This window comes from Neisseria lisongii, from assembly GCF_028463985.1.
Lineage (GTDB): Bacteria > Pseudomonadota > Gammaproteobacteria > Burkholderiales > Neisseriaceae > Neisseria > Neisseria lisongii.
The window spans coordinates 323,296-348,602 of sequence record NZ_CP116766.1; the positions used below are offsets into that span (position 1 = coordinate 323,296).

The 25,307-nt window shown below is 51.0% G+C and carries 17 protein-coding genes and 1 tRNA gene; 10 read left to right on the plus strand and 8 right to left on the minus strand.

The genetic code is table 11. The features are described 5' to 3' along the window. The first annotated feature begins 55 nt into the window (after nucleotides 1-55). From PJU73_RS01465 to PJU73_RS01480, 4 genes are all read left to right on the plus strand, one after another. Entirely contained in the window at nucleotides 56-358 is a 303-nt protein-coding gene (locus PJU73_RS01465) for an integration host factor subunit alpha (RefSeq protein WP_237091354.1), read from the plus strand. Continuing rightward, a complete protein-coding gene (locus PJU73_RS01470; protein ID WP_237091353.1) occupies nucleotides 342-659 on the plus strand; it encodes a helix-turn-helix domain-containing protein in 318 nt (105 codons plus the stop codon). Before PJU73_RS01465 ends, PJU73_RS01470 begins: the two co-directional genes overlap by 17 nt. A gap of 341 nt (nucleotides 660-1,000) precedes the next feature. Then, entirely contained in the window at nucleotides 1,001-2,344 is a 1,344-nt protein-coding gene (locus tag PJU73_RS01475) for a DUF2868 domain-containing protein (RefSeq protein WP_237091352.1), read from the plus strand. Nucleotides 2,345-2,364: 20 nt separating this feature from the next. Continuing rightward, a complete protein-coding gene (locus PJU73_RS01480) occupies nucleotides 2,365-3,699 on the plus strand; it encodes a DUF3482 domain-containing protein (protein ID WP_237091351.1) in 1,335 nt (444 codons plus the stop codon). 744 nt (nucleotides 3,700-4,443) lie between these two features. On the opposite strand, the gene rfbD is transcribed toward PJU73_RS01480, so the two are convergent. After that, nucleotides 4,444-5,301 carry a dTDP-4-dehydrorhamnose reductase gene (gene rfbD, locus PJU73_RS01485; RefSeq protein ID WP_237091350.1) on the minus strand — a complete coding sequence of 286 codons (858 nt, stop codon included), beginning with the start codon at nucleotides 5,299-5,301 and terminating at the stop codon, nucleotides 4,444-4,446. Nucleotides 5,302-5,764: 463 nt separating this feature from the next. Here rfbD and PJU73_RS01490 point away from each other — a divergent pair, with 463 nt between their 5' ends. From PJU73_RS01490 to recN, 4 genes are all read left to right on the plus strand, one after another. Then, nucleotides 5,765-6,628 (plus strand): phosphoribosylaminoimidazolesuccinocarboxamide synthase, encoded by an 864-nt coding sequence (locus PJU73_RS01490; protein ID WP_237091349.1) that lies wholly within the window; start codon nucleotides 5,765-5,767, stop codon nucleotides 6,626-6,628. A 23-nt stretch (nucleotides 6,629-6,651) separates the two neighbouring features. Then, nucleotides 6,652-6,783 (plus strand): hypothetical protein, encoded by a 132-nt coding sequence (locus PJU73_RS01495; protein WP_272607490.1) that lies wholly within the window; start codon nucleotides 6,652-6,654, stop codon nucleotides 6,781-6,783. Between the two features lie 110 nt (nucleotides 6,784-6,893). Further along, nucleotides 6,894-9,014, plus strand: a complete 2,121-nt coding sequence (gene pnp / locus PJU73_RS01500) for a polyribonucleotide nucleotidyltransferase (RefSeq protein WP_237091389.1) — start codon at nucleotides 6,894-6,896, stop codon at nucleotides 9,012-9,014. 262 nt (nucleotides 9,015-9,276) lie between these two features. Beyond that, nucleotides 9,277-10,938, plus strand: a complete 1,662-nt coding sequence (gene recN, locus PJU73_RS01505; RefSeq protein WP_237091348.1) for a DNA repair protein RecN — start codon at nucleotides 9,277-9,279, stop codon at nucleotides 10,936-10,938. Nucleotides 10,939-11,205: 267 nt separating this feature from the next. Here the strand turns inward: recN and PJU73_RS01510 are convergent, their stop codons facing one another. From PJU73_RS01510 to PJU73_RS01540, 7 genes are all read right to left on the minus strand, one after another. Continuing rightward, nucleotides 11,206-13,113 (minus strand): ATP-binding cassette domain-containing protein, encoded by a 1,908-nt coding sequence (locus tag PJU73_RS01510; RefSeq protein WP_237091347.1) that lies wholly within the window; start codon nucleotides 13,111-13,113, stop codon nucleotides 11,206-11,208. A gap of 180 nt (nucleotides 13,114-13,293) precedes the next feature. Further along, nucleotides 13,294-14,085 (minus strand): NAD(+) synthase, encoded by a 792-nt coding sequence (gene nadE, locus PJU73_RS01515; RefSeq protein WP_237091346.1) that lies wholly within the window; start codon nucleotides 14,083-14,085, stop codon nucleotides 13,294-13,296. A 519-nt stretch (nucleotides 14,086-14,604) separates the two neighbouring features. Beyond that, nucleotides 14,605-14,681: transfer RNA gene (locus PJU73_RS01520), tRNA-Pro, on the minus strand. 226 nt (nucleotides 14,682-14,907) lie between these two features. Next, a complete protein-coding gene (locus PJU73_RS01525) occupies nucleotides 14,908-17,364 on the minus strand; it encodes a heavy metal translocating P-type ATPase (RefSeq protein ID WP_237091388.1) in 2,457 nt (818 codons plus the stop codon). Between the two features lie 408 nt (nucleotides 17,365-17,772). Beyond that, complete coding sequence (hflX, locus tag PJU73_RS01530) at nucleotides 17,773-18,942, minus strand: GTPase HflX (RefSeq protein WP_237091387.1); 1,170 nt, start codon at nucleotides 18,940-18,942, stop codon at nucleotides 17,773-17,775. Between the two features lie 205 nt (nucleotides 18,943-19,147). Continuing rightward, entirely contained in the window at nucleotides 19,148-19,933 is a 786-nt protein-coding gene (locus PJU73_RS01535) for a phosphatidylserine decarboxylase (protein ID WP_237091345.1), read from the minus strand. 251 nt (nucleotides 19,934-20,184) lie between these two features. Then, the gene (locus PJU73_RS01540; protein ID WP_237091344.1) at nucleotides 20,185-20,415 is read right to left on the minus strand and encodes a hypothetical protein; all 231 of its coding nucleotides are present in this window, start codon (nucleotides 20,413-20,415) and stop codon (nucleotides 20,185-20,187) included. A 205-nt stretch (nucleotides 20,416-20,620) separates the two neighbouring features. Between PJU73_RS01540 and uvrA the strand changes: the two genes are divergently transcribed. Both uvrA and PJU73_RS01550 read left to right on the plus strand, forming a co-directional pair. Beyond that, entirely contained in the window at nucleotides 20,621-23,464 is a 2,844-nt protein-coding gene (gene uvrA, locus PJU73_RS01545; protein WP_237091343.1) for an excinuclease ABC subunit UvrA, read from the plus strand. Between the two features lie 271 nt (nucleotides 23,465-23,735). Continuing rightward, the gene (locus PJU73_RS01550; protein ID WP_237091342.1) at nucleotides 23,736-25,151 is read left to right on the plus strand and encodes a Fic family protein; all 1,416 of its coding nucleotides are present in this window, start codon (nucleotides 23,736-23,738) and stop codon (nucleotides 25,149-25,151) included. The last annotated feature ends 156 nt before the right edge of the window (nucleotides 25,152-25,307 follow it).

Sequence of the window (25,307 nt, forward strand, 5' to 3'; positions counted from 1 at the left end):
TTTCTAAGAAAAAATTAGTGATAATCTGCACCTAATTAAAAACGAAGGTAATAATATGACACTGACTAAAGCTGAGTTGGCCGATATTTTGGTGGACAAAGTAAGCAATGTAACCAAAAACGATGCCAAAGAAATTGTCGAACTCTTTTTTGAAGAAATCCGTGCAACCTTGGCGCGCGGCGAAGAAATCAAAATTTCCGGCTTCGGCAATTTCCAATTACGCGACAAACCGCAACGCCCCGGCCGCAACCCGAAAACCGGCGAAGAAGTGCCGATTTCCGCCCGCCGTGTCGTTACCTTCCATGCCAGCCAAAAACTCAAAGGCATGGTGGAGCATTATTATGACAAACAACGCTAATCTTTCGATTCCGGCAAAACGTTATTTCACCTTGGGCGAAATGTGCGAACTGCTGCAAATCAGTCCCACGCAGTTTGCCCGCTGGCAGCAGGAACACGGTGTTGCCGTCGGTTACGGCGGCGAGCGTTATACCCGTTTGGACGTGGTCAAACTGCTGCAACTGAAAGACACATTTGCACCGTTTGTCGATCCGTTCAACCAAGCCGCTTTGGACGAACAGGGCGAACCGGCAGCCGATGCACAAGAAGTCAAAGCCAAACTGCAGGCGGTTTTAGACGACTTGCAGCAAACCTTGGCCTGATTGATCACAGCGTAACCACAAACCGATTGCCAGAAGCAATCGGTTTTGTTTTGCCGCCATCAAAGGCCGTCTAAAAACGGGAGTTGAGCGGTAGGTTGAATTTAAAGTTCGCTAAAAATTCAGTTACTTCACTATCGTGAATCCACTTTAAAAGTATTACTGCGTTGGCTCGTCCGGCTCAAAGAGAACGGTTTTTGTAACCGGATTAAACAACAATCTGGACAAAACCTGTCCCGTACTATCTGTACTATCTCCGACTCGCCGCCTTGTCCTACTTTTAAAGTAAATTCACTATATATGTTAAAATCAGAGCCGTTTTCAGACGGCCTAAAGAGGGGATTATGCCGGATTTTTCAAGAAAATTAACCGAAACCGTGCGGATATTGGAGGAAAGCGGCCATGTGTTTCCGGCCGATCCCGAAGCGGTTACGCAGGCGTTGCACCATGTGGCAGATGATGCGGGGCAGAAGCTGATCCGCCGTGCGCAGATGATTGATCGGGACGGTGCGGTAGCGGCGGCATTGCTGCGGGCGCAGGCGGTGTCGTTTTGGCTGAAAGCGGCAGCGGCGTTGTTGCTGTTTTGCAGTGGTTTTTCGGCAACTTATCTGCTGATGGACAGCGCCGGTCTGAATTTCTTTTTGCTGTTGGGCGGCATTTTGGGGACGAATACGCTGATGTTGCTGCTGTGGTTGGTGTTTGCCGTATGCCGCATCAAAATGCCGGCCTTACCGTTGTTGCCGACGTGGGGGCAGGGCAGCAGTGCGGTCGAGCAGGCGTTGATCCGTCTGTATGGCGACGAAATGCGGCAGCCCTCGCTGCGCTGGCGGCTGGGTGCGTTGTCGCACGCTTTGTGGCTGTCGGCGCTGACGGGGATGCTGTCGGCGGTATTGCTGCTGCTGTTGGTACGCCAATATACGTTTAACTGGGAAAGTACGCTGCTGACCGATACGCTGTCGGTACGGTTGGTGGCGGCGTTGTCGTGGTTGCCGCAGCATTTAGGATTGCCTGTTCCCGATGCGCAAACCGTGTTGGGCAGCCGTTCAGCAGGCCATGCGGCGAATGCACGGGCGTGGGCAGGGCTGCTGCTGGGCAGCATTGCGGCATACGGTATCTTGCCACGGGCAGCGGCATGGGCAGTGTGCCGTTTGCTGGCGAAGCTCTCGCCCGCCCGCTTGCCTTTGGAACAAAGTTATTACCGCCATATTCTGCAACAATGGCAGCGACAAGTGGTGGACAGCGATGATTATCAGGAACATTTGCCGAGCGCAGCGCCGCAGATTCAAATCAGTCAGGCGGAAAAATGGGCGGTGATGTTGGAAACCGCATGGGACGACCCACATTGGTTCCGCCATATTTTAGGGCAGGAATGGCAGCTTCAAGACACCGCCGACAGCCGTGAAAAAGTGGCGGCGCTGGCGGCGGATTTGCAAAAACAGCCGGTGCAGCTGCTGATCGGCGTGCGAGCCAACACCGTACCCGATCGCGGCGTATTGCGGCAAATTGCCCAGTTGGCGCAGGCAGCACAGGGCGGGGCAGTGGTGCAGCTTTTATGGACGGAACGCAGCAGCGACACCGCCGCCGATGTCCGCCAACGTTTGGAAACATGGCAGCAGGCGCTCAACGGATTGCAGCTTTCATGGCTCAATCCTCCCGAAATCAGCCAAAAGCTGCGGCAGGCCGTCTGAAAACGCAAACAGGTTTTATCATGAAACATACCCCCTTATCATTGGCCGTTGTCGGCCACACCAATACCGGCAAAACCTCTTTGTTGCGCACCCTGTTGCGCGACAGCGGTTTCGGCGAAGTCAAAAATGCCGCCGCCACCACTCGCCATGTCGAACAGGCCGCCATTTCAGACGGCCTCGAAACCTTGGTTTACCTGTATGATACGCCCGGTTTGGAAGATGCCGGCGGCGTTGCCGCATGGTTGGAAGAACATACCGACAATCGGGCCGACGGTGTCGAACGTATTCAGCAGTTTTTGGCCTCGCCCGCAGCGCAAACCGAATTCAGCCAAGAGGCCAAAGTTTTGCGCCAGTTGCTGCAAAGCGATATGGCGCTGTATGTCGTGGATGCCAGAGAGCCGGTGTTGAACAAATACCGTGACGAATTAACCGTATTATCATGGTGCGCCAAGCCCTTGATGCCCGTGTTCAACTTTACCGCAGGGCAGGATACCGCCGCATGGACAGAAATGCTGGCCCGCCGCACGCTGCACGTCAGCAGCAGCTTCGACACCGTCGCCTTTGATTTTGAAGGCGAATTAAAATTATGGCGCAACCTCGGCATCATGTTGCCCAACCAAACCGTATTAGAGCGGCTCACCTCCATGCGGCAGCAGGAATGGGCCGGTTTGAACCATCAGGCACGTTATGAAATCGCCGACTTCCTGCTCAACGTCGCCGCCTACAAACAGGAAATCGGTGAAGACGACAACCCCCAGCCGACGCTGCACACCATGCAGGAACAAGTGCGGCAGCTTGAGCGGCAAATGCAGCAGCAACTCTTCCGCCTCTACCGCTTCTATCACAACGGCTCGGTCGGCGGCGACTGGATACTCAAAGCCTTCTACCCAAACCCATTCGACAGCGATTTATTAAAACAATACGGCATCCGAACCGGCACAGGTGCCGCCACCGGCGCACTGCTTGGTTTCGGCATTGACATCGCAACACTCGGCGGTTCGCTCGGCCTAGGTACCGCCTTAGGCGGCCTAATCGGCAGCGTATTGCCCAATATGCAGGACATTTCCGACAAACTCGCCGGCAGACAAACCCTGTATATCGACCCTGAAGCCCTCACCCTGCTGGCCGCCAGAGCCTTAGATTTACTCAACGCTCTGCAAACCCGAGGCCATGCCGCCCAATCCGAAATTACCCTCAACAGCGCCACCCCACCATTTACCCCCGACAAACTACCGCCCGAATTAAAAAAAGCCCGCCAACACAGCAAATGGTCATCACTCAACACCCAATCGCCCGAATCCAGCCGCCAAGAGCGCAAAGAAGCCGCCAACAGCCTGCAACAGCGTTTGGATTAAGGCGGTAAACCATCAAACGCTGAATACCGATTTTTTTCCATTGATTATTTTTAAGCAACGATAGCCTGAAAATCACCAAAAAAGAAAATATTTCAGATTATTCTACCTAAAAATAGTTCCAAAACGAAAAACAGAGAAGATAATGAAAACAAATTAACCGGAAATATGCCGAAATTTAGCAGAAAAAGTTATTTTTTGACGTATGTCAGATAATTTTTTGCCACAGCCACTTGACGAAGCCGCAGGATAAAGGCAAAATACGCCTCGTTGAGTTGCTTTACGCAGCTTGATTTTTCTCCTCTATTTCTCCTTTGTAGACTTGGCGCATATCCTTCCCGATATGCGCATTTTTTTGTCTTAAATTGTTGGAAACCGAAAAATATAGGTTCGTTAGTGAATATGTGATGGATTTGCTTAATGATTCATACAATTTTCAAATACATGCGTCATTAATTTGCGTAAACTAATGATGGGTTTATTTTAAAAAGCAGATGAAACAGGGGGATAATTAACTCATTTGCATTGTTATCGTGAATTTACTTTAAAAGTATTACAGCGGCGGCTCGCCCGGCTCAAAGAGAACGGTTTTGTAACCGGATTAAACAACAATTCGGACAAAACCTGTCCCGTACTACCGTACTGTCTGCAGTTTGCCGCCTTGTCCTTAAATTCACTATATAAAAATAAAGGGAGGCAACTTGTTGCTTCCCTTTATTTTTCTTAATTTTATAATGCTATATCTGATCAAGCCTTGCGCAGCATATCGTTTAAGGCTTTTTGCCAGTCAGACGGGGCGATGCCGAATTCGTTTTGGATTTTGTGGCAGTCCAATACGCTGTATGCCGGGCGTGCGGCCGGGGTGGGGTATTGTTCGCTGCTGACGGCGGAAAGTTGCGGAACCGGTGTGCCGCTGAGTTGCGAGGCCGTCTGAAAAACGGCTTGGGCAAATTCGTACCAGCTGACCGGGCGGTTGCCGCAGAAATGGTAGATGCCGCGCGGCGGGGTGGTTTCTTTTAACAGGCGGACGATGGCATCGGCGAGGTCGCCGGCGTAGGTCGGGTTGCCGATTTGGTCGTTCACAATGCTGAGGCTTTCCTGTTCGCCACCGAGTTTGAGCATGGTTTTGACGAAGTTGTGGCCGTATTCGCTGAATACCCATGAGGTACGGATAATCAGGCTGTCGGCATAGGCGGCGAGGGCGAGCAGTTCGCCGGCAAGTTTGCTTTTGCCGTACACATTTTCCGGGTTGGTCGGGTCGCTTTCTCGGTAGGGGCTTTTGCCGTTGCCGTCGAACACATAATCGGTGGAAATATGGATAAAGCGTGCCTGCGCTTCTCGGGCGGCCTGCGCTAAGTGGGCGACGGCGGCGGCGTTGGTGGCAAAGGCGCTTTCTTTTTCGCTCTCGGCTTTATCGACGGCGGTAAAGGCGGCGGCATTGACGATTGCATCGGGCTGAAAGCTATGCACCATTTGGCGGACGGCTTTGCTGTCGGTAATGTCGAGCGAGGCGGAATCGGTGGCAATCAGTTCCCAGTCTTCAGGCAGGCGGTCGCGAAAACAGCGGGCAAGTTGGCCTTTTGAACCGGTCAGTAAAATTCTCATGTGGCGTCTCCTTAAATCGGGGCGTAACGGGCGGCATCGTTTTCAGACGGCCTTGCTGACAAAAAATCCGCCGTGAACATCGGTTTTTGCCCGTTTTGCAATATTTCGGACTTTATTATAGTGCAAATTGCGGCGCAGAAATCGGGTTGGCGGCAAATTTTTTGTCGGCAAGGCCGTCTGAAAATGATGGTGGCGGTTTTATCGTCAATTTATGGTGGGTTCACTTCAAAAGACTACGGCGTTGGCTCGTCCGGCTCAAAGAGAACGGTTTTTGTAACCGGATGAAACAACAATCCGGACAAAACCTGTCCCGTACTACCTGTACTGTCTGCGGCTCGCCGCCTTGTCCTCTTTTGAATTGAACCCACTATACTATATCTGTTTCGTTGCGCCAATTTCGGTTAGAATACGGATTTCCGTTATTGTTGAAGTCTTCATTTTCCATATTTCCAAAGGGTTTGCTATGTCTGAAATCAGTTTGAAAAAAATTTATTCCGGCAAGGTGCGCGATCTGTATGAAATCGACGATAAACGCATGTTGATGGTGGCTTCCGACCGTTTGTCGGCATTTGATGTGATTTTGGACGACCCGATTCCGGGCAAAGGCGAAATTCTGACGCAGATTTCCAATTTCTGGTTTCAAAAACTGGCGCATATTATGCCGAACCATTTTACCGGCGATACCGTGAACGATGTTTTGCCGGAAAACGAAGCCAAAGTATTAGAAAAGCGTGCCGTTGTAGCGAAAAAACTCACGCCGGTTAAAGTTGAAGCGATTGTGCGGGGTTATCTGGCGGGCAGCGGCTGGAAAGATTATCAGAAAACCGGTGCGGTATGCGGCATTCGTTTGCCGGAAGGTATGCAGGAAGCGCAGCAGTTGCCGGAAGTGATTTTCACGCCTTCGACCAAGGCGGAAGTCGGCGATCATGATGAAAACATCAGTTATGAACAATGCGAGCAGATTATCGGTAAAGAGTTGGCGGCGCAGGTGCGTGCCAAAGCCGTGCAGCTTTATACCGAAGCCGCAGAATACGCCCGTTCGAGAGGGATTATCATCTGCGATACTAAATTTGAATTCGGTCTGGACGAAAACGGCACGCTGACGCTGATGGATGAGGTGCTGACTCCCGATTCGAGCCGTTTCTGGCCGGCTGACCAATATCAGGTCGGCAGCAATCCGCCGTCGTTCGACAAACAGTTTGTGCGGGACTGGCTGGAGCAGAGCGGTTGGAACAAACAAGCCCCTGCACCGAAAGTGCCTCAGGAAGTCATTGACAAAACCGTTGCCAAATATCGGGAAGCGTTGAATTTGCTGACGCAGGCATAATGCCCGCAGAGGCCGTCTGAAAAATGAAATCTTGTCTGCAAGTGCAAAATTTTGATTTTCAGACGGCCTTGCTGTATGAACCGGCGTATTCCCAATCACACAAACCGATTATTTTATGGCATAATTCCGCTCGTTTGGGCGGCGAAGCCGTCTGAAAATAATTTGATTAACTTTATTGCCGCTGTCTGTCTGAAACCCTACTCATGCGTATTGCTTCGCAGTATTCATGATTAGTGTTTTAGCGGCAGCGGCGGAGAAAGCAAATATGTTTGAAAAACACATTAAAACCTTCCAATACGGCGACCAAACCGTAACCTTGGAAACCGGCGAAATCGCCCGTCAGGCGGCCGCCGCCGTTAAAGTGTCCATGGGCGATACCGTGGTACTGGTTGCCGTAACCACCAACAAAGACGTGAAAGAAGGCCAAGACTTTTTCCCGCTGACCGTGGATTATCTGGAACGCACCTACGCTGCGGGCAAAATCCCCGGCGGTTTCTTCAAACGCGAAGGCAAACAGAGCGAAAAAGAAATCCTCACCAGCCGCTTGATTGACCGTCCGATTCGTCCGCTGTTCCCCGAAGGTTTTTATCACGACATTCAAATCGTTGCCATGGTGGTATCGGTTGATCCTGAAATCGATTCCGATATTCCTGCTATGCTGGGTGCTTCCGCTGCGCTGGTGTTGAGCGGCGTACCGTTTGCCGGCCCGATCGGTGCCGCCCGTGTTGGCTATGTCAACGACCAATACGTGTTGAACCCGACCAAAGCCCAACTGGCCAAATCCCGTTTGGACTTGGTGGTAGCGGGTACTGAAAAAGCCGTGTTGATGGTGGAATCCGAAGCTGACATCTTGTCTGAAGAAATCATGCTCGGCGCAGTGGTGTACGGTCACGACCAAATGCAGGCCGCCATTCAGGCGATTAACGAATTTGCCGATGCAGTGAACCCTGAAGTTTGGGATTGGAAAGCACCGGAAACCAATGAAGAACTGGTTGCCAAAGTGCGTGAAATCGCCGGTGAAACCATTAAAGAAGCCTTCAAAATCCGTTCCAAACAAGCCCGTTCCGCCAAATTGGACGAAGCATGGTCGGCTGTAAAAGAAGCCTTGATTACTGAAGAAACCGACACTTTGGCGGCCAACGAAATCAAAGGCATTTTCAAACATCTGGAAGCCGATGTGGTACGCGGTCAGATTTTGGACGGCCAACCCCGTATCGACGGCCGAGACACCCGCACCGTACGCCCGCTGAACATCCAAACCGGCGTATTGCCCCGTACTCACGGCTCGGCATTGTTTACCCGCGGCGAAACCCAAGCCTTGGCGGTGGCTACTTTGGGTACGTCCCGTGATGAACAAATCATCGATGCCTTGAGCGGCGAATACACCGACCGCTTTATGCTGCATTACAACTTCCCGCCGTATTCTACCGGCGAAGTTGGCCGTATGGGCGCACCGAAACGCCGTGAAATCGGCCATGGCCGTTTGGCAAAACGTGCATTACTGGCGGTGTTGCCTGCGCCGGAAGATTTCAGCTACACCATGCGTGTGGTATCCGAAATCACCGAATCCAACGGTTCGTCTTCCATGGCTTCAGTTTGCGGCGGCTGTTTGAGCCTGCTGTCCGCCGGTGTGCCGCTGAAAGCCCACGTTGCTGGTATCGCCATGGGTCTGATTTTGGACAACAACAAATTCGCCGTGCTGACCGATATTCTGGGCGACGAAGACCATTTGGGCGATATGGACTTTAAAGTAGCGGGTACGACCGAAGGCGTAACCGCTCTGCAAATGGACATCAAAATCCAAGGTATTACCAAAGAAATCATGCAGATTGCGCTGGCGCAAGCCAAAGAAGCCCGCCTGCATATTCTGGCGCAGATGAAAGAAGCCGTTGCCGGCCCGCAAGAGCTGTCGGCACACGCTCCACGCCTGTTCACCATGAAAATCAATCCGGACAAAATCCGTGATGTTATCGGTAAAGGTGGCGAAACCATTCGTGCGATTACCGCTGAAACTTCAACCGAAATTAACATCGCCGAAGACGGTACGATTACCATCGCCGCCACCACCCAAGAAGCCGGTGATGCCGCCAAAGCCCGCATCGAACAGATTACCGCAGAAGTGGAAGTCGGCAAAGTGTACAGCGGCACAGTGGTGAAAATCTTGGACAATAATGTCGGTGCCATCGTATCCGTGATGCCGGGCAAAGACGGCTTGGTACACATCAGCCAAATCGCCCACGAGCGTGTGAAAAACGTCAGCGATTACCTGCAAGTCGGCCAAACCGTTGATGTGAAAGCGCTGGAAGTGGACGACCGAGGCCGTGTCCGCCTGTCCATCAAAGCCCTGCTGGAAGCACCGGCTCGTGAGGAAAAAACAGCAGAATAAATTCTGCTCTTAATCTGCTTACTAACCGCTTGTCTGAATCTGTTCAGACAAGCGGTTTTTGTTGCCAGTAAATAAGGATAAGGCCGTCTGAAAATACGTATGAGCAAGTCAAAAAAATCTATATTCTGAAATTCTAACTAAGATTAAATAAACCAATATAAGAAAAATCTTAAAATTTTTCTTGAAATATAGAAAATATTAGCTATAATTCAGGATATATAAAGTGATTGGTTTGAAACTCAGTTAATTTAAAGGTGTAACGATGCTTTTGGCACTTTCTCTGCGTGATTTTGTGATTGTTGAAAACCTGCATCTGGATTTTCAAAACGGATTTACCGTCTTGACCGGCGAAACCGGTGCAGGCAAATCCATTACCCTAGATGCCTTGGGTTTGCTGTTGGGCGATAAGGCAGATTACGGCCAAATCCGCAACGGTGCGGCGGAAGCGCATTTATCCGCATTATTCGACATCGGCAAGTTGCCGCTTCTGCAAGAGCAGCTTTGCGAACAGGGCTTGCTGGAGGCGGGAGGGGAAGAGCTGAGTGTCCGCCGAATTATTGATATTAAAGGGAAAAGCCGCAGCTATATCAATAATCAGGCGGTTACGTTGTCGCAGTTGAAAGCAATTGGCAGCCAATTAATTGATATTCACGGGCAAAATGCCCATCATTCGCTGAATCAGGAAGCTGCACAGCGACAGTTGCTCGATGCCTTTGCCGGTAGCTTGGAACAGGCGGAAACGGTAAAACGCCATTATCAAAACTGGGTTCATGCCAAGAAAATGCTGCAGGAAGCGCAAACCCAATCCGAACAGATGACTTTGGAACGGGAACGCTTGGAATGGCAGTTTCAGGAATTGAGCCAGTTGGAAGTCAAACCAGATGAGTGGGAAACCCTCAGCCAAAGTTACGACAGCTTGGCACATGCCGCCGAATTGCTGACCAATGCCCAAGAAGTCGATGAAATGATAGACGGCGATCACGGCTTGCGCCGTCAAGTATATCAGTGCCAAAAAAAGCTCGGCAGCTTGCAGGAAATCGAACCGAGATTTGCCGAAAGTCTGGAAATGCTTGCCAGCATTGAAGCGGAATTGGTTGAAATCAGTGCCAATATGCGCCATGTTGCCGGACGAACCGATCTTGATCCGGTACAACTGGCAGAGCAGGAGCGCCGCATGGGTGAATTGATGTCTATGGCAAGAAAATACCACATCGAGCCGGAAGAGCTATATCACAAAGTAGAAGAAGTTTCCGAACAGCTGGCCGGTTTGCAGGCGGCGGGCGATTTGGCGGCGCTGGAAGCAGCGGTAGAAAATGCAATGGACGAATACAACGAAGCGGCTCATGTTCTATCCGCCATGCGCCATCAGGCAGCCACCCGTTTGGGGCAGGAAACCACTTATTATATGCAGTATCTGGCGATGAAAGGTGCGCAATTTGAAATTGCCCTGTTGCCGTCTTCACCGACCGCACACGGCTTGGAGCAGGTTCAATTCCAAGTTGCCGCCAATAAAGGCAGCCAAATCCGTCCACTCAACAAAGTAGCTTCCGGCGGCGAATTGGCCCGTATCAGTTTGGCATTGCAGGTGGTAACCAGCCAATATACCAAAGTACCGACCCTAATTTTTGACGAAGTCGATACCGGTATCGGCGGCGGTGTGGCCGAAATGGTCGGCAAAGCCCTGCGTACTTTGGGACGCCGCCATCAAGTGTTGGCCGTAACCCATTTGCCGCAAGTCGCTTCCTGCGGTGAACATCACTGGAAAGTGCAAAAACACAGCGAAGGCGAGCAGACTGTCAGCGAAATTAACATTTTGGACGGCAGCGACCGGATCGAAGAAATCGCCCGTATGCTCGGCGGCGAAACCATTACCGATACCACCCGCAGCCATGCCGCCGAACTGCTGACACTGGCGGCGGCATAGAAAAAACAGGTTTGTCCGTTGTGGAACAAACCTGTTTTTCTATTGATACTGCGGGAGTACGGTATTTGCCATCCGGTAAAATTATAGAGAAATATCCCCAAAGTAATACAAGAGAATAAACCGCAGATAGTATGGGTAATTCGGTTACAAAATCGTCCTCTTGAAATCGAATCGGGCGAAGACAACACTGTAGTGCTTTGAGGTTAGTTCTCTATACAAAACATCATACCGATTTTCAGACGGCTTGAAGCCGTCTGAAAATCCTCATCAGGCTGATGAATTTTGTTTGGCTTCGAGCAGTTCCCAACGTTCGAGTTTTTCCAATAATGCCGTTTCGATTTCTTCGGCACGGCTGTTGAGTACTCCGGCTTTGGCGTAGTCTTTGAAAATTTCGGGATCGGAAAGCTGTTGGTTAATGCTGTTCTGCTCGGCTTCCAAAGCGGCGATTTCATCGGGTAGGGCATCGAGTTCCCGTTGCTCTTTATAGGAAAGTTTGACGGTTCGGTTGGCTTTGGGTTTTTCTTTGACGCTCTCGACGGTGTTCGGTTTCGGGGCTGAGGCCGTCTGAATTTTGCTTTCCCGCTCTTTGGCATCGATGTAGTCCTGATAACCGCCGATGTATTCTTTCAGTCGGCCGTTTCCTTCAAAAACAATGCTTTGGGTAATTACGTTGTCGAGGAACATACGGTCATGGGAAACGAGGAAAACTGTGCCTTGATAGTCCCGCAGCAGCTCTTCCAGCAATTCCTGCGTGTCGATGTCCAAATCGTTGGTCGGTTCGTCCAAAACCAGAATATTGGCGGGTTTGGTAAACAGCTTGGCCAACAACAGGCGGTTGCGTTCGCCACCGGAGAGCGAGGAAACCGGGCTTTGCGCACGGGCGGGGTGGAACAGAAAGTCTTCCAGATAGCTCATCACATGTTTTTTCTTGCCGCCGATTTCGACAAAGTCATTGCCTTGGCCGAGGGTGTAAAACACAGTGTCGTTTTCGTTAAGTGCGCTGCGGAATTGGTCGAAATAGGCAACTTCCTGTTTGCTGCCGATGCGGATTCGCCCGTAAGTCGGCTGTAGCTCGCCCAAAATCAGCTTGAGAAACGTGGTTTTGCCGATGCCGTTGGGGCCGATTAAGCCGATTTTGTCGCCGCGTTGGATAATGGCGGAGAATTTATCCATAATGGTTTTGTCGCCGTATCCGAATGAGGCATGTTCTAATTCGGCGATGATTTTGCCGCTTTTTTCGCCGCTGTCGAGTTTAAAATTGACTTGGCCTTGCACGTTGCGGCGTTCGGCACGCTGGCGGCGCAATTCTTCCAAACGGCGTACCCGCCCTTCATTGCGGGTGCGGCGGGCTTCAATGCCTTTGCGTATCCACGCTTCTTCTTGGGCGTGGAATTTGTCAAACAGTCGGTTGTGTTCGGTTTCGACCGCCAATTCCTGCTCTTTTTTCTCGCTGTATTTGGAAAACGAGCCGGGGTAGGAGCGCAATACGCCCCTGTCCAATTCGACAATGCGGGTAGCGGTATTGTCGAGAAAGCGGCGGTCATGGGTAATCACCACCAAGCTGCCTTCAAAGGCTTTGAGCAGGTTTTCCAGCCAGATGATGGCATCGATGTCCAAATGGTTGGTCGGTTCGTCCAGCAGCAACACATCGGGTTTCTGCACCCAAGCCTGCGCCAGAGCAACACGTTTTTTCTGGCCGCCGGAGAGGTTGCCGATTTTTTCATCTTCGGGTAAACCCAGTTCGCTGATGGTCTGCTTGACAGCTGCATCAAGTTTCCAACCCTCCTGCGCCTCGATTTCAAGCTGCAATTCGTTCAATTCTTTTAACAATGTTTCATCACTACCATTTTCCAGAGCATGGCTGACCTGATGATAGCGGCGCAGCAGATTACGGATTTCGCCCAAACCTTCGGCAACGGTATCAAATACTGTCATGCCGTCTGAAAAAAAACTTTCCTGCGGCACATAAACGATTTTCAGATTGTTTTGAATAATAATCTGCCCGTCATCCAACTTCTGCACGCCTGCCAGAATTTTCAGAAACGAAGACTTACCGGCACCGTTGCGGCCGATCAAACCGATTTTTTCGCCACTGTCGAGCTGGAAAGCGGCTTTGTCCAACAGAGCGACATGGCCGACGGCAAAAGAGGCGTTTTCAACTTGCAGGATATTCATGGGCAAACCGGATAATGATTAGGAAAGAGCGTATTTTAGCGGATTTCGGACGGATTTACTAAGGGTATGGCCAAACAGTCGAACGATATTGCTGCTTCATCTTCCTGTATTGATGAAATCAATAAGCAAAGGCCATCTGAAAATGAATGATCGCATTTTCAGACGGCCTTTATTCTGTTTCTAACCCAACAATGTTTCAGGAATTTTACACACCGGAATCGGTTGGATTTTATGCTGCATGGCACGGTGCAGGCGGGTGTAGATTTCCAATACTTCACGCTCTCTGCCGCTGAAGTCTTCGGGCTGATGGGTCTCGTATACGCTCATGGCCCATTCCAGCTCGGGATAGCTGGCGCCCATCTGTTCTTCATCGGTGCGTTCGGTGTCCCACAAACCATCGGTCGGTGCGGCTTGCTGTATCGATTCGATAATCTCTAATTCTTTTGCCAATTCATAAACTTGGGTTTTGGTTAAGTCGGCAATCGGGCTGATGTCCACGCCGCCGTCGCCGTATTTGGTGAAAAAGCCGACTCCGAAATCTTCGATTTTGTTGCCTGTTCCCGTAACCAACAGGCCGTGGAGCTGGCCGTAATAATAAAGCGTCAGCATACGCAGGCGGGAGCGGGCGTTGGCGAGGGCAAGCTGTTTGTTGGGGAAGGCGTGTTCGTCCACTTCGACACCGGCGGCAAAAGTGTCGAAAGTCGGGGTCAAATCCACACTCATACCCGATACATTGGTGAACCGCTGCTGCAAATCGGCAATATGTGCCTGCGCCCGGCTGACTTGGTCGGGTTGTTGGCGGATCGGCATTTCCAGTAGCAATACCGGTAATCCGGTGCGAGCGGCGAGGGCGGATACCACGGCGGAATCGATGCCGCCGGATACGCCGACAATAAAACCTTTGGCCCGGGCTTTCCCGGTATAGTCTTTCAGCCAGCCGACAATATGGCGGATAACGGCTTGGTTGTGCATAAATCATCTCCTGTGGGCGAATGGCGTAATGATATAGTGAAATTAAATGAAAAATCTACATATATAGTGAAATGGCCCCAAAGTGATACGGCATTGGTTTCGCTTAGTTAAAAGAGAGTGGTCGTGTAACCGGATTAAACCATAATCCGAATAAAACTTGTCCCGTATTACCTATAATTAAAACACCGAATTTTCTGTATACATCGGTAAGCTGATAACAATCAGAATAGGATTGGTAGGCAACAAGTTCACTGCCCTTTCCCGCCGGTGGGAAGGGGCTAGCGGAAAGATGGTTTGTTGCGGTGTCATATTTTTTGGTTGATTTACTATAGTGGATTCACTTTAAAAGTAGTACAAGGCGGTGAGCCGAAGACAGTACAGGTAGTACGGCAAGGCGAGCCAACGCTGTAATACTTTTAAAGTGAATTCACGATACAGTCCGAATTTGGACATATCTCCTACCGTTACTGATTATAGAAAAAGCAGCCCGAAAATACATCAGGCTGCTTTTTTTATATTTGGTCGGAATGAGAGGATTCGAACCTCCGACCCCCTGCACCCCATGCAGGTGCGCTACCAGGCTGCGCTACATTCCGATTGGGAAATCGGGATTATAAGCATTCTGATGCGGTTTGGCAAATGGATTGTTAGAAAGAGCGGATGAATTGTGTTTGGAATGTGCTGGAAATTCGGTGGATTAACTATAGTAATCCACCATATCCTAAAACCGCAATGCCGTCTGAAAATCGGATTTTCAGACGGCATTGTGATAAAAAGCCTGCGCAAATCTGTTTGGTAACGGTTTTTGTGAGCCGCTCATGATTATGTTTTGCGTTTTAGCAGGCGCAGGGCGTTGGCGACGACGACCAGTGAGCTGGCGCTCATGCCGAGGGCGGCGATCCAGGGTTGGACGTAGCCGAATACGGCGAGGGGGACGGCGATGATGTTGTAGGCGCTGGCCCAGCTGAGGTTTTGCTGGATAATCCGCCGTGTTTTTTTGGCACGCTCTATCATCATTGGCAAGACCCGTAAGTCGTCGTTGAGTAAGACGACATCGGCACCGTCCCGGGCAACATCGGCACCTTCGGCAACGGCAACGGATACGTCCGCCTGCACCAAAACGGGGGCATCGTTGATGCCGTCGCCGACCATCAATACTTTGCGGCCGGTGCGCTGCAGTGCGGCAACGTAGGCGAGTTTGTCTTCGGGGGCAGCTTCGGCTTGGTGGGCATCTAGGTTTAAGGCGGCGGCGACGGCGGCAACGGCGGCTTGGCGGTCGCCGCTCAACAGGTGCAGGCGGATGCCTTGTGCTTTGAGGGCGGAAATCATGTGTTCGGCGCCGTTTTTGATTTCGTCTTCGAGCAAAAAGGCCGTCTGAAAACCGCTTTGGTTGCCGAGAAAGACCATGCTTCCGTTGTGTTCGATGGCGGCACAGGGCGGCAATGCACCGGCGATTTCGGCGACAAATCCGGCTCGTCCCAATGCCCAGATTTGGCTTTCGCCGTTAATGGTGAGGTGGGCGCTGACACCGTGTCCGACACGGTTGATTTGGCGGGCGATTTGGATTTCGGCGGCTTCGCTGCTGTTTTCGGGCGTGTGGCGCAGAATGGCTTTGGCAATCGGATGTTCCGATTGTTGTTCGAGGGCTTGGGCAATCTGCAGGCCGATGCCGGTTTTCAGACGGCCTAGGGCGACAATGCGGCTGACGGTGAGTTCGCCTCGGGTGAGGGTGCCAGTTTTGTCGAAGACGACATCATCGATTTGCGCCAGTGTTTCCAGACTTTGGCTACCGCTGATCAATACGCCTTCGCCCGCCAATGCGCCGGTGGAAGCGGCGAGTGCAGTCGGTGTGGCCAGCGACAGGGCGCACGGGCAGGTAATCACCAACAGGGCAACGGTAATCCATAAGGCGGTTTGGGCATCGGCGTAGAAAGTCCAGCCGATAAATACCGGCACAGCCAGCAGCAATTCGGTGAACACAAAGGTCGAAGCGTATTTTTCGGCCAACTCGGCAATGCGGGGTTTTTGTGCCAAAGCACGGTCGAGCAGTTTGACGATGTGCGACAGGCGGGTGTTGCCGCCCACGGAATCAGTGCGGACAATCAGCGGACCGGAAGCGTTGAGCGTACCGGCGGTGATTTTGTCGTTGGTGCGTTTGGCGACGGGCAAACTTTCGCCGGTGAGCATGGCTTCATTGACTTCGCTTTCGCCGGATAAAACCGTGCCGTCCACCGGAATCACTTCGCCCGGTTTCACCAAAATCACATCGCCGACCGAGAGCTTGGCCACCACGGCTTCTTCGCTCTCTTGGCTTTCGGGATAGCGGCCGAGTTTGTGGCAGAATGCGGGAACAAGTTTGACCAGCCGTTCGGCAGCGTCGCCTGCTTTGCGGCGGGCAATCTGTTCCATAAAACGGCCGCCGAGCAGGAAAAACATCAGCATGGCAATGGATTCAAAATACATGCCTTCTCCGGCATTGGTCGCCACGCTGTACAAACCGGCGACAAACATCATCACCACCGCCAATGCAATCGGCGTATCCATGCTGACACGGCGGTTTTTCAAATCCCGCCATGCGCCCTGATAAAACGGCTGGGCGCTGTAAAACACCACCGGCAGCACCATCAGCAGGCCGCTCCAGTGCAAAACCTGCAAATACATCGGCTCGATGTCGTTGCCGTAAAGATAGGTCGGAATGGCAAACATCATGGTCTGCATCATGCCCATGCCCGCCACCGCCAGCCGCACGATAAACTGTTTGCGTTCTTTCTGCGTCTGCACTTCCATTTTTTGGGCATCATACGGCGAAGCGGAATAGCCGCTGGACTGAATCCGCAGCAGAATATCCGACAGGGCGATGCGGCTGTTGTCCCACACCACTCTTGCCCGATGGGTGCTGTAATTCAAATCCACCCGCACCACGCCTTCGAGCCGCAGCAACTGCTGTTCAATCAGCCACACGCAGGCGGCGCAGGTAATGCCGCTGAGCATCAATACGATTTCACGCTCGTCTCCGGCACCGTGTTCCACAAATCCCGCCTGCATTTCGGGCAGATCGTAGAGTTTGAGCTGATCCAAAATATCCTGAGGCGGCAGGGCGGCCTGTTCGGCTTCGGCGGTACGCTGTTTGTAGTAATTGCCCAAACCGGCATCGATAATGCTCTGCGCCACCGCCTGACAGCCGGCGCAACAGGTTTCGTGTTCCCGCCCTTCAAAAGTTACAGGCAGGTGGATACTTTCCGGCACATCAAGGCCGCAGTGAAAGCAGTTTTTTTTCATCATGGATCAACCGTTATCGGAAAAAGGCGGCGCACGCAGCGCACGCAGATGTTCAGTATTTTACACAAACGCAGGGCGGCTTCAATTTATTTCTGATTGATGGCGAATGCACAATACAAGATAATCTTCCCGATTATCCGGCAAAACACTGAAATCCGGTTTGATATACATCATTGACCCGCAGCCGTTTCGCCTGCATACTTCGGCAAACCCATCATCAACGGATAGCGAAATGTTTGACCGACTGATGCCCCTTTTTGCCGTCATCGGCGTGTTTTCTTCCCTGCTGTATCTGATTTTGGCGGCGTGGGCGGTGTATCGGAAACTGTTCAAAAAACGCCGCTGACACCGGCAGCAGGCCGTCTGAAAATTATCATGATTTTCCGTTTGCACACGGCGGATCGATTTTCAGACGGCCTGACCGTTTTCAATCAGCGCATATTCCGTCATCGCTTCCCGCAATTCGGGCAGGCCTGCGGCTTTTGCAACCGAAACATACACCGCCGCCGCTTTGCCGCCTGCGTTGCGGACAATACCCGCTTGCCGTTTGTCTGGCGGCAGCAAATCGATTTTGTTATACACCAAAAGCTGCGGAATGTGTTCCGCCCCGATTTCCCGCAATACTTCGTTCACATCGTCTATTTGCCGTTCGCATTCGGGATTGGACGCATCGACGACGTGCAGCAGCACATCGGCCAGTGCCGTTTCTTCCAGCGTGGCTGAAAATGCCGATACCAATTTGTGCGGCAAATCCCGCACAAAGCCCACAGTGTCGCTCAAAATCACGCTGGCTTCATGGCTGAGAAACAGCCGCCGTGCGGTGGTATCGAGCGTGGCGAACAGTTGGTCTTGCGCCAACACGTCTGCTTTGGTTAAGCGGTTGAACAGGCTGGACTTTCCGGCATTGGTGTAGCCGACGATGGCAAAGGTTTTCAGACGGCCTTGCTGACGGGATTTGCGGCGGGTGGCACGCTGTTTTTTCACTTCCTGAAGCTGTTTTTTTAAGGCGGCGATTTTTTGGGCAATCAGGCGGCGGTCGGTTTCCAACTGCGTTTCACCCGGCCCCTTCATGCCGATGCCGCCTTTTTGGCTCTGCAAATGCCCGTAGCCCCGAACCAGCCGCCCGCTCAAATGCGAAAGCTGCGCCAGTTCTACCTGCAGCTTGCCTTCCTGCGACTGCGCCCGTTTGGCAAAAATCGCCAAAATCAGCCCGACCCGATCCAAAACACGGCATTGCAGCGCTTTTTCCAGATTGCGTTCCTGCGTCGGCGTGAGTTCGTGGTTAAACACCGCCAGCTCGATATTGTGCTGCTTGACCGCCGCCGCCAGTTCTTCCGCTTTGCCGTTACCGACAAAATACGCCGTCTGCGCCCGATCCCGCTTAGATGTTTCGACCTGCACCAAATCGCCGCCGGCGGCTTTGACCAGCTCGGCCGCTTCCGCCAAGGCCGTCTGAAAATCGGCCTGACGGCGCTCGTTGCTACCGGCATAATCAGCGTCCAACATCACGCCGACCAACATCACCCGTTCGGGTTTTTCCAAGGATTTATCGACTGAAAATAGGTTTTTTCTGCTCAAGGGAATGCCTCTGTCGGATATGATTTCAGACGGCATGTTCAGGCCATGCCGTCTGAAAATACGTTTTATCGTGAAATCACACAAAGCACGACGGCGTTGGCTTTGCCTTGCCGACTTGTATGGTTTTGGGCTGATTTCACTATGTCGTGAATGAGTGAAACCGGTTCAGCCACCCATTCACAATCGTGCGGACAAGCAAATGCCGTCAGTCTTTAAATTCCTGCGCCACAGCATGGCGCACTTTCTCGGCAGCGGCTTCGATTTCCGCCTGTGCCACTTCGGTATTCGGGCGGGAAGCGGTTTCGGCAGCAGCTTCGGTTTGCGGTGCGGCAGCTTCAGGTGCGGTCAGCGGCAGATGTGCCAACACCGTGCTTACGCCGGTAACTTTGTCGCCAATCACCACTTTCGCCTGCGCATCAACCGGCAGGTAAACATCGACTCTCGAACCGAAGCGGATAAAGCCGTAACGCTCGCCGCGGCTCAAACGGCTACCGGGTGTGGTGTAACACAAAATTCGGCGGGCCACCAAGCCGGCCACTTGGACAAAGGTGATTTTGCGGCCGGAAGCCGTGGTCGCCAATACGGCGTTGCGCTCGTTTTCCACGCTGGCTTTGTCCAAATCGGCATTTAAAAACTTGCCTTTGTTGTATTCCACCGCTTCAACGGTACAATCCGCCGGTGCTTTTTGCGAATGGACGTTAAACACGTTCATAAAAATGCTGATTTTCAGCGCTTCGGTATGGCGGTAAGGGTCGGTCGCACGCTCGACCACCACCACCCGTCCGTCCACCGGACTCAACACGGCTTCTGGGTCTTGCGGAATCGGGCGGGACGGATCGCGGAAAAACTGTAAGGCAAACACGGTAAACAGCCAAAACGGCAGCGCCAGCCAGCCGCAGCAGAAACTCAGCAGCACGCTCAATAAAAATGCAATGCCGATAATCGGCCAACCTTCTCTGGCAATAATCGGGTGGGGATAAAAATGCTTCATGCGATTGTTGTCCTTATAAAAGATAAAGTTTGTGCCATTATAGCGGATTCTCGGCGGAAATGCCCTTAACGGCGGATATTTTCCGCAAGGCCGTCTGAAAATCGGGTAAAGGGGCGGTTTTCAGACGGCTTGATAATGAAAAATCCGCAAGAAAAATATCTTGCGGACGGGAAATCAGTTTTCATTATGGATTTTATTTGCCATATAGGCGATAAATCCGCCGATTAATGCAAAAACAATTAAGCCGAATGTCATTTTCGATCCTTTCGCTGTAAAGTCTGTCTGAACAGGCGGCCGCCTAACAAACAAGTGTAAATCCCTGTTAATAATAGCAGAGAATTAAAGAATTTTAACGGAAAAGGGTCTGTGCCATATAGTACCACTGGAATTGCCAAAATTGCTACCTTAGCAACATCATCTGCTAATTTTGCCCAAGCTTCCAAGCTGGCATTTTCTATGGGGCGTTTAAACAAATTATACATACCGCTCCTTTCCAGAAAATTCATGCCCAAGCATACTGGTTTTACTTGTATTTATCAAGACAACTCCTCAAACAACCCCATTCAGACCGCTCCGATAAAGTGCTACAATGGCGGATTATTTCAAACCGCCGCTGCGTTTGACGCAAGGCTGTTTTTCGGATTTTCAGACGGCCTTCGCCGACCATCAGCAGGAAGCAGCAAGATTATGTGCAATCACAAACACCACGACAACGACACGATCCGTATCCGCGGCGCGCGTACCCATAATTTGAAAAATGTCGATTTGGACATTCCCCGCCACAAGCTGGTGGTGATCACCGGCCTTTCGGGCAGCGGCAAATCGTCGTTGGCGTTTGACACGCTGTATGCCGAGGGGCAGCGCCGCTATGTGGAAAGCCTGTCGGCGTATGCCCGCCAGTTTTTGCAGATGATGGACAAACCCGATGTGGACTTAATCGAAGGCTTGTCGCCGGCGATTTCCATCGAACAAAAATCCACCAGCCACAACCCCCGTTCGACGGTCGGCACGGTTACTGAAATCCACGATTATCTGCGCCTGCTTTATGCCCGTGTCGGCACGCCTTATTGCCCCGAACATAATCAGCCGCTTTCCAGCCAAACCGTTTCTCAGATGGTGGATACGGTGTTGCAGTTGCCCGAAGACACCCGCATGATGATTCTTGCACCGGCGGTGCGGGAACGCAAAGGCGAGTTTGTCGAGTTTTTTGCCGATTTGCAGGCGCAGGGTTTTGCACGGGTGCGGGTGGACGGCGAAGTTTATACTTTGGACGAAGTGCCGAAGCTGGAAAAAAACATCAAGCATAATATTGATGTGGTCATCGACCGCATTAAAATCAAAGCCGATATCCAGCAGCGTTTGGCGGAAAGTTTTGAAACGGCGCTGCGTTTTGGCAACGACCGTGCGCTTGCCTTGGAAATGGATTCGGGCAAAGAACATTGGTTTTCCGCCAAATTCGCCTGTCCGGTCTGCTCATACAGTTTGCAGGAATTAGAACCCCGCCTGTTTTCGTTTAACAATCCGATGGGTTCATGTCCGACTTGCGACGGCTTGGGCAGCATGAATTTCTTCGATCCGAAACTGGTGGTGATGCACCCCGAATTGTCCTTGGCAGCCGGTGCCGTCAAAGGTTGGGACAAACGCAACACCTTTTATTTCCAAATGATTCAGTCGCTGGCAAAACATTACGGCTTTGATGTGGATACGCCGTTTGAAGATTTGCCGAAAAAAATCCAAAACATCATTCTTAATGGTTCGGGCAAAGAAGTGATTGCCTTTACCTATCTGAGCGAGCGGGGCGGCACGTTCCAGCGGGAACACGCATTTGAAGGTATTTTGCCGAATTTGGAACGCCGCTATCGGGAAACCGATTCGCCGACTGTGCGTGAAGAATTGTCGCAATACCAAAGCCACCGGGCCTGTCCGAGCTGCGGCGGCGCACGGTTGCGCAAAGAAGCCCGTTATGTTTATGTCGGCGGGCAGCCCTTGCACGAAATTTCTTCATGGCCGCTGAACAAAACCTTAAATTTCTTTGAACATCTGGAATTAAGCGACAACAAACAGCAAATTGCGGAAAAAATCCTGAAAGAAATCACCGAACGTTTGGGCTTTCTGATTAACGTCGGCTTGGATTACCTTAATCTTTCCCGTTCCGCCGAAACTCTGTCCGGCGGCGAAGCCCAACGTATCCGCCTTGCCAGCCAAATCGGCAGCGGCCTGACCGGCGTGATGTATGTGTTGGACGAACCTTCCATCGGCCTGCACCAGCGGGACAACGACCGCCTGCTCGCCACCCTCAAACGCCTGCGGGATTTGGGCAACAGCGTGATTGTGGTCGAACACGATGAAGATGCCATTCGGGAAGCCGATTTTGTGGTCGATATGGGTCCCGGAGCGGGCGAACACGGCGGTACAGTGCTGATTGCCGATACCCCCGCCAAAGTCGCCGATTGCCCTGATTCCGTAACCGGACAATACCTAAGCGGCCGCAAAGCCATTCAAGTGCCGTCTGAAAGAACGCCGGTCAATCCCGACAGAATGTTGGTGTTGAAAGGTGCCAGCGGCAACAACCTGAAAAACGTTACCCTCGAATTACCGCTGGGGCTGATTACCTGCATTACCGGCGTATCCGGCAGCGGCAAATCCACCCTGATTAACGACACCCTTGCCAAAATCACCGCACGGGAACTCAACCGAGCGCAGCAGGAACCGGCGCCTTACGAAGAAATCCACGGCTTGGAACACCTCGACAAAGTCATCAACGTCGATCAATCCCCCATCGGCCGTACTCCCCGTTCCAACCCCGCCACCTACACCGGCCTGTTTACCCCGATTCGGGAACTTTTCGCCGGCGTACCCGTATCACGGGAGCGGGGCTACAACGTCGGCCGCTTCTCATTCAACGTCAAAGGCGGCCGCTGCGAAGCCTGTCAAGGCGACGGCGTGATTAAAGTCGAAATGCACTTCTTGCCCGATGTCTATGTCCCCTGCGAAGTGTGCCACGGCAAACGCTATAATCGGGAAACGCTGGAAGTGCAATACAAAGGAAAAAACATCAGCGAAGTCTTGGACTTAACCGTCGAAGAAGCACGGGAATTTTTCGATGCCGTCCCCACCGTCGCCCGCAAACTGCAAACCCTGATGGATGTCGGACTCGGCTATATCCGCCTCGGCCAATCCGCCACCACCCTCTCCGGCGGCGAAGCCCAACGGGTCAAACTCGCCTTGGAATTATCCAAACGAGACACCGGCCGCACCTTATACATTTTAGACGAACCCACCACCGGCCTGCACTTCGCCGACATCGCCCTGTTGCTGGAAGTCATAGGCCGTCTGAAAGGCAAAGGCAACTCGATTGTCATCATCGAACACAACCTTGATGTGATTAAAACCGCTGATTATATTGTTGATTTAGGCCCGGAAGGCGGCGACGGCGGCGGCAGGGTTATCGCCAAAGGCACGCCGGAAGAAGTGGCTAAGGTTAAGGGGAGTTATACAGGGAAGTATTTGAAAAGCATTTTGAATGCTTGATTTCAAAAAGATGCGGATTGGACGTCAAGCCCGACCTACGGGATTACAAAACGAAAAGCAGCCTACACTACCAAACGACAGGGCTGGTTGCTTTTTTTACTTCAGTCCCTTATTGTAACAAGTCACTATCCCCATTCTGCTGCATTCGGTTTCAAATTGATGTGTATTTAATACAATGATTTCCGTATACTTTGTTAAAATACTTTCCATCCTCCTTCAATATGACTAAAATCACTCAATTGTAAAAAATTGCGCAATCTTGGTATATATTATGAAAATCTCCACACCCCCCGACTTTGCTCTATTGCAACAAGAATATATACAGCATTTTACCGAAAAGATGGAGCAAACCGCCAAGCTAATTAACTCTGCCACAAATAATCCTGATATGGATATTTCTAATTTTCTTTCTGAAATCAAAGATTATTCCGAATTTTCCGTTACAGATGAGAATGGAAAATATCTGCATTGGGACAAATTCCGTAGGATTCATAGAGAAGATACACGGATGAAATGGCGAGCAGTGAAAGAAAGTCGCAGAAAAATCCAAAAACCGATAGATTTCCCGTATAGACATCAATTTAGATTTTGTATTCCCGACTCTTTACAGGCACGTCTTCATTTGATTGATAAAAGCTGCGGCAGCAATATCGGCACATCTAACTTGGGTGGTTTCGACAGAAGCGATCAGAACAGGTTTTTACTCAAGTCTTTAATTATGGAAGAGGCGATTACATCTGCACAATTAGAAGGTGCGGCTACCACGCGTAAAGTAGCCAAGGATATGCTCAAGTCGCAGCGCAAACCCAAAACCAAAGATGAAATCATGATAGTTAACAACTATCACCTGATGAAAGAAGCGGTAAAGTTGAAGAATACGCCGTTAAGCATTGAAATGATTTTGGATTTACATCGTACTGCTACTAAGAATGCCATTGAAAACCATGCTGAACCTGGACAATTCAGGCAAGATGATGAAATATTTATTGCTGATATCGATGGCAATAGCCTGTATCAGCCGCCGCCACATGAACAGGTTTATGAACTAATGGAGGCAGTATGTACATTTGCCAACAACACCTATGATGGTGCAGAAAATCCATTTATCCATCCTGTTGTCCAAGCTATCATCCTGCATTTCCTTATCGGCTATATCCATCCGTTCGGCGATGGCAACGGGCGGACGGCGCGCGCTTTATTTTATTGGTTTATGCTTAAAAACGGTTATTGGCTGTTTGAATATATATCCATCAGTCGCTTGCTGAAAAACGCTCCTGCCCGATACGCCAAATCCTATTTGTACGTAGAAACTGACAATTTGGATTTAACCTATTTCATCTACTATCAATGTGACATTATCAAGCGGGCGGTTGCCGATTTGGAAAACTATATTTCCAACAAACAGAAACACCAACAGGAATTCAAAGCAGCAATTGCTAAATATACTGAAAAGATAGGAAAGTTAAACCAGCGGCAAATCGGTATTCTGCAGAAAGCAGTGGAAGAAAGCGGAAAAATTTTTACCGCACTAGAAATTGCCAATCAATATGGTGTTTCTTTAAATACTGCTCGCAGCGATTTAAGCAAACTAGGAAAGTATAAATTCTTAGTGCCGTTCAAATCAGGAAATGCTTTAGAATATGTCGCCCCACAAGATTTATTGGAACGACTGGAGAGAAAGGGGTAGATAAAGCAGATGCCGAAGTCTTTTTTAGCAAACGAGCAAGCGTAGGTTGGGTTGAACTCCACATTTCAGGATTACGAAAAATGCATGCCATTATCACTGCCCTTCTGAAACACGTCATTGGTGTAAACCCATCATGTAGAAACATTCCGAAGCGGT